General features: G+C 69.3%; 5 protein-coding genes. 3 read left to right on the top strand and 2 right to left on the bottom strand.

Annotated elements, in window-relative coordinates; all coding sequences use genetic code 11:
• Window positions 1-418: carbonic anhydrase (locus VLK66_RS18625; protein ID WP_349260518.1), on the top strand; the 418-nt coding region annotated here is incomplete at its 5' end.
• A gap of 197 nt (window positions 419-615) precedes the next feature.
• Window positions 616-897, top strand: coding sequence for a hypothetical protein (locus VLK66_RS18620; protein ID WP_325310969.1), 282 nt, complete (start codon window positions 616-618; stop codon window positions 895-897).
• 357 nt (window positions 898-1,254) lie between these two features.
• Here the strand turns inward: VLK66_RS18620 and VLK66_RS18615 are convergent, their stop codons facing one another.
• Together VLK66_RS18615 and VLK66_RS18610 are read right to left on the bottom strand one after the other, a co-directional pair.
• The gene (locus VLK66_RS18615) at window positions 1,255-2,496 is read right to left on the bottom strand and encodes an ABC transporter permease (RefSeq protein ID WP_325310968.1); all 1,242 of its coding nucleotides are present in this window, start codon (window positions 2,494-2,496) and stop codon (window positions 1,255-1,257) included.
• Between the two features lie 92 nt (window positions 2,497-2,588).
• Window positions 2,589-4,598 carry a hypothetical protein gene (locus tag VLK66_RS18610; protein WP_325310967.1) on the bottom strand — a complete coding sequence of 670 codons (2,010 nt, stop codon included), beginning with the start codon at window positions 4,596-4,598 and terminating at the stop codon, window positions 2,589-2,591.
• Window positions 4,599-4,981: 383 nt separating this feature from the next.
• On the opposite strand from VLK66_RS18610, the gene VLK66_RS18605 reads away from it, so the two are divergent.
• The gene (locus VLK66_RS18605) at window positions 4,982-5,896 is read left to right on the top strand and encodes a PKD domain-containing protein (protein ID WP_325310966.1); all 915 of its coding nucleotides are present in this window, start codon (window positions 4,982-4,984) and stop codon (window positions 5,894-5,896) included.
• Window positions 5,897-6,036 lie beyond the last annotated feature (140 nt).

The following is a 6,036-nucleotide window of genomic DNA, read 5'->3' as shown; positions in this document are numbered from 1 at the left end:
GTTCGTGCACCGCAACGTCGCGAACGTCGTGGTGCACACCGATCTGAACTGCCTCTCGGCGCTCCAGTACGCCGTCGACGTGCTGCGGGTGGAGCACGTGCTCATCACCGGCCACTACGGCTGCGGTGGCGTGCTCGCCGCCCTCCGCGACGAAAGGGTCGGGCTGGTCGACAACTGGCTGCGCCACGTGCAGGACGTGAAGCTCAAGCACCGCATCGAGATGGATCGCCTGAAGGGCGAGGCCGAGCGCCACCGGCGCCTGTGCGAGCTGAACGTGATCGAGCAGGTGAACAACGTCTGCCAGACCACGGTGGTGCAGGACGCGTGGCACCGCGGGAACGACCTGACCGTGCACGGCTGGATCTACGGCATCGCCGACGGCATCGTCCGCGACCTCGGCGTGTCGCGGAGCGGGTGAGCGGGGCGCGGCCTACGTGCAGAAAATGCGACTGAAGTCGCGGCTACAAAGGCACGCAGTCCGCCTGCGCGGACTTCAACGGCAGGAGTAATACGCACGAAGAAGACGTCATCCTGAGGCCGGCCAGGCTGGCGCCGCGTCCACGCAAATGGTTGCAGGCCGAAGGATCCATAGCATGTCCAGCACGTGATTCGGTGATGTACGCCAACATTCTTCCGGTTCGATCACAAAGGGGTGCGATGGAGCCGATTCCCGACTGCCGTTTCGAAGAGAGCGGCGGCGACTACGTGATCCGCGTCCGCACGGATGCCATTCCACGCGAACAGATCTCGCGGTTCTTCGACTATCTCCTCGTGGAGGTCGGAAGCCGGAAGTTCGACATGACGGATGACGAGATCGCGGCACTCGCGGATGAGGTTGACAGGGCAGCCTGGGAACGCCTGCGTCCGATGGTCGAGGAAAAGCTTCGCAGCGGCTGACCGCGCTCCGTTTCCGGGAGCTCGAATTAGCGCGAACGAATCCCCATGTGGGTTCGTTCGCGCTTCCGTTTCCAGCGCGGGTGTGGCGATCGAGAGCCTTTCCCTCCGCATCCGAGAGGGCAAATCCGGCTGCATGGGGTGCGAATGTCCGCACGATGGCGGTGTTTTGGCGCTTCGTTGACTTCATCAACTTGTGGCCACATAGTCCACGCGTTCGCTCGTCCGGTACGGTGCGCGCGGGGGCGGGGATACTTCCAAGCAGCCGTGCCGGGCGGGCGGACACCGGGTGGGTAACGAAACGCCGGGCGGCTTCTGCCGTCCGGCGTTTCGTTTTTCGGTCGATCGAACCCCGTCGTATCACTCGTGGCGGATGGCGTCGATCGGCGAGAGGCGGGCGGCGCGGAGCGCGGGCCAGGTGCCGAAGCTGAGGCCGACGACGATGGCCGACAGCGCGGCCACCAGCATGGTGGAGACGGAGAGGCCGGCGTGCACCGGCGCGCCGAGCGACGCCCGCATCGCGGCGGTGATGCCGAACGCGGCGGCCAGGCCCAGCAGCAGCCCCAGCAGGCTCCCCGAGCCGGTGATGGCCACGGCCTCGGAGAGGAACTGCAGCACGATGTCGCGGCGGCGCGCGCCGACGGCCTTGCGGATGCCGATCTCGCGCGTGCGCTCGGTCACCGAGGCCAGCAGCACGTTCATGATCCCGATCCCGCCCACCAGCAGCGAGATCCCCGCGATGGCGCCCATGAACACCTTGAAGAGCAGGAACGCCCGGCTGGCCTGCTCGGCGCGCGCGCGGTAGGTGCCCACCTGAAAGTCCTTCGTCCCCCCGCCGAACCGCCGCCGCAGCCACGCCTCGGTCGCGCGCGTGACCGAATCCACTCCTTCCACGCGCGCCGCCTTCAGCACCAGCATGCGCGGGCGCCCGGCCTCGGCCGCGCTCATCACGCGTGGGCCGGCGCCCAGCGGCACGTACACCGCCAGCCCGCGTGCCGCCGTGTCGGGCGCCACGACGCCCACCACGCGCAGCGGCGTCCCCCGCAGCCGCACCGTCATCCCCAGCGCCCGCGCGGCATCGCCATCCGGCGAGAGGGCGCGCGCGGTGGCGTCGGAGACGACGGCGACGGCAGAATCCCGCGCCACCTCGGCGCCGGTGAAGAAGCGCCCGCGCCCCATCTCCACCCCGTACAGCGCCGCGGCACCCGGCGTGGCCGCGGTGACTCGGGCGGCGCGCGGGCGGCCTCCGCGCGGATCGTCCATCAGCGTCGTCCCGCTGACCGTCACCGCCGCGGCCGAGAGCCCGGGGATGCGCCGCGCCGCATCCGCCACGTCGCCCGCGGTGAAGAGCGTGATCCGCTCGCGCGCGACGGCGATCCCGTCCACCGTGTCGTGCGTGGCGGGGGAGATGAAGACGTTCTGCAGCGCGGTGGTACCGGCGATCTGGCTGCGGGCGAACGCCTCCATCCCGTCGCCCAGCGACAGCACGGCCACGATCGAGGCCACGCCGATGATCACGCCCAGCGTGGAGAGCGTGGTGCGCAGCGGGTTCACGCGCAGCGCGGCCACGCCGACACGCACGGAGGAGAGGGGGGAGGGCATCGAGGTGGTCCGTCCGGGTGGGCGCACGTCCGGGGCCGGTGCGGCCCCGCGCGGAGTACGCCCGTGGACGGCGGCGGGTTTCGCGGCGCCGGTCAGCGCAGGTCGACCACGTGCACGGTGGCGGTCAGGCCGTCTTCCGTCACCCCCACCAGCGTGGCGCCGTCGTCGATGACGAACATCCCGTTGTACATCGGCCCGATCCCCGCGGCGCGGTCCAGCAGCGTGCCGTCGGGGCGCGCGTGCACCAGACCGCGCACGGTGCTGATCCAGAGCTCCGCGCCGTCCAGCGAGGGCGTGGCGCCGGTGATGGCCATCTCGTACGGGAAGGTCCGCAGCTGCCCGCTGGCCGCGGAGAACACCGACTCGCCGTTGCTGACGACGCTCCCGGTGCGGTCCGTGGCCACCAGCCGCGTCCCCTGCAGCGGCAGGCAGTCGCCCAGATGGCCGGTCGCCACCACCAGCTCGCGCACGCAGAGCGACTGCTCCAGGTACATGCGCGAGCGGTCGGGCGTCCGCGTCAGCCTCCCGGCGCCGCCCCCCGGCACCGCCGCCAGCCGCGCGAGCGCGCCCGTGGCGCGGTTCACCCGCGCCAGCACCAGCGCTCCGTCGGCGCGCGTGAAGGTGGCCACCAGCGAGCCGTCGGCGCCCACGCGCACCCGGTAGGGGCCGGCCAGCGAGTCGCCGGTGGTCACGGGCACCACGCTCAGGCTTCCCGACGCCAGGTTCACCCAGGCGATGGAGCGGACGAGCTGGAGCGCGGCCACCAGCGAGTCGTTGCCCGGCGTGAGGTCGATCGACATCGGCGGCGAGGGGAAGCCGATCGGCGTTCCCGGGATCAGCGACGCCAGCGGGAGCACCGCGACGTGGCTGCCGAAGTCGCTGGCCACGAAGAGGCGCCGCCCCACGGGGTCGACCACCGCGTCCAGCGCCGACCCGCGCGGAAGCACGGCGCTGTGCACGGCGCGCGTGGCCGTGCCCATGATGCGGATGCTGTCGGGGAGCGAGCGCAGCACCGCGCTGCGGTTCCCCGCCGCGTCCACCACCCACACGCTCAGCTGCGGCGTGCCCGCCCACCCGGGAAGCACCACGATGTCCGCCGCGCCCGCCACGGGCCCGGGCTCGGCGGGCACCGAGTCGCGCGTGCCGGCCGGGGCGCCCAGCTCCCACACCATCCAGGCGACCCGGTTGTTGTCCGTGGCGAGGGCGTGGAGGTGGATGGTGTCGCCCGGTGCCCAGGCGCCGGCCAGGTTCACCGGGCCGTTGCCGAAGGTGGTGCGGGTGGTGACCTGGAGGAGCTCGGGCGGGTGATGGTCCGCCAGCACCGGCCCGTTCACCGGGCCCGCCTGCGCCTGGCGCAGCAGCGCGTCGGTCACCCGCACCGAGACCACGGCGCGCGAGCCCGCGATGATGCCGCCGGGGACGCGCACCGTCACCGTGCGCGTCCCGGAGGTCTCGAACTGTCCCTGCTCGGCCACGGCCGCGCTCGCGCCGCCGGCCAGGATGATCGAGGTGTCCCACAGCCCCGCGGGCGCGGTGAACGAGTACTGCACCGTCAGCAGGTCGCCCGGCTCGATCTCGCCGTCCGCGGGCGTCACGGTGAGGTTGGTGACGGTGGGCGCGGCGGAATTCGCGGCCCCGGCGCCGCAGCTGCCCTCGTACTTGGCCGTGCGCTGCGACGAGCCGCCCGACGGCGCGTAGGCGACCTCGAGCTGGAAGGCGAAGGGAACGCCCGCCTGCAGCACCAGCTGCGACATCAGCGTCTGCCCCACCGTGATCGCCGACGCGCCCCAGGCCTGCTGCATCTCCCCGCCGGTGAGCGAGGCCGAGTCCGCCACGGCGGAGCGGTCCGGGCCGATGTAGAACCGCACCTTGCTCCCCGCCCACAGCGCCGTCGCGTTCGCCTTGCCGGTGGCGGTGGCGGTGAGGTCCACGGTGCACTGCAGCACCGGCCTGCCATCGTTGCTCAGGACGTGCTCCGGCGGGGAGGTGGTCCCGGTGAGCTGGAGGGAAACCGAGCCGTTCGACCCGGTGGGCGAATCGGAGCACGCGGCCAGCATCCCCGCCAGCAGGGTGGCGGCGGCGGCGCGAAGCGGGAATTTCATCGGAAAGAGCGTACGCACGGCGGTGGGAGATGGTGGGATAAACATCTGTAGATTAGCGCCACCGGCGCGCCCCGCCAAGTGCGCGGGGATAAACCGGGATTGGGAGTATGAGCGTGAGCCACTCTAGCGGGTGAGTCAAGGGGGTGGCGCGCAAGTCTCCGGCGTCACCCGGTACCACCTCACTTACTCACTCCACGATCCAATCTCCCACGAGAAGCTTGCCCTCTCGGGAAATGTCTCTTATCGTGCTAACCCAGTGAGCATCGGCACCAAAAGAACGATAACCAAGCGAATCTTTCTATTTACTGCCGATGTCGTGTCGTAAACCCTCACTTGGAGTGACAACGATGACTCGGCCTCGTTATCTGTCAGCGGCTGTCGCCGTGCTCGGGCTCACGGCGCTGGCCGGGTGCGGCGACACCCAATCCGCTCTGGTCGCGCCACAGCCACCCCGATTTCGTCTTAACCAGGGGCCGTTTCCTGTCTGGAACGTGGGGCAGTATGGGCGTATCGAAGGGCGTCCGGTTTTCTTCTACGCGCACGGTACAACCGACCCGGACAACGACAAACTCTCGTATTCATGGTCCTTCGGCGATGGCACTACAGGAAGCGGCTATGAGACATATCACACCTATAGTGACAATGGTTTGTATGTCGCGAGGCTTAACGTCTCAGACGGACATGGTGGGACGGCGTTCGCGGACTTCACCGTTGATATCGCCAATGCCGAGCCCAAGCCTGGCGTGCTGAGCGTCGATGCCAACCTTGTAGAAGGGCAGGCATTCAACGTCTCGACCACCCCGGGAACCGATGCTCCAACGGATATGGCGGCGGGACTGGAGTACTCTTACTACTGCGGTGGGCCATCCTGGAGCGGATGGGCGCGCGAATTGACACATACCTGCCCCGCGCGGCCGGACAATGGACAGATCGCAGTAGGCGTCATGGTCCGCGACAAGAATGGCGCGATGAGGCAGGCCCCGTCGAAGAGCATACAGGTGGCGAACCTGCCGCCACGGACCTCGCTAGTCGGATGGAGCTTCGCCGATCCGGCCGTACCCGGCCGAGCCGTGCGCTTGCTTTACCAGTTCGCCGATGCTGCTGGTGACGTCGCGGGAAACCACCTAGAAGTCAACTGGGGCGACAGTTCTCCGGCCCTGAAAGGCGCCGCATGGGCGAACACATCCTACCTGCTACAACACACCTACGCCGCTGCCGGCACCTACCACGTGAATATCAGCGTCACGGACAAGGACGGCGCGCAGACGGGCCGGCAGGTGGACGTCATCGTTCCCTGAGCCGTATCCCAGACCTCGCGAGTGCCAAGCGCGGTGGCTGGATCGTGCTTTAGAGGCGGACATCAACCCGCGACGACGGCTTTACAACCGCCCTCTGCCACTTGCGGAGGTAACGGCACCACACACTTTAATTGGAGGTA

Source organism: Longimicrobium sp. (assembly GCF_035474595.1).
Classification (GTDB): Bacteria; Gemmatimonadota; Gemmatimonadetes; order Longimicrobiales; family Longimicrobiaceae; genus Longimicrobium.
The sequence above is the reverse complement of the archived record's forward strand: the minus strand, read 5'-3'. Positions and strand labels throughout refer to the sequence as shown.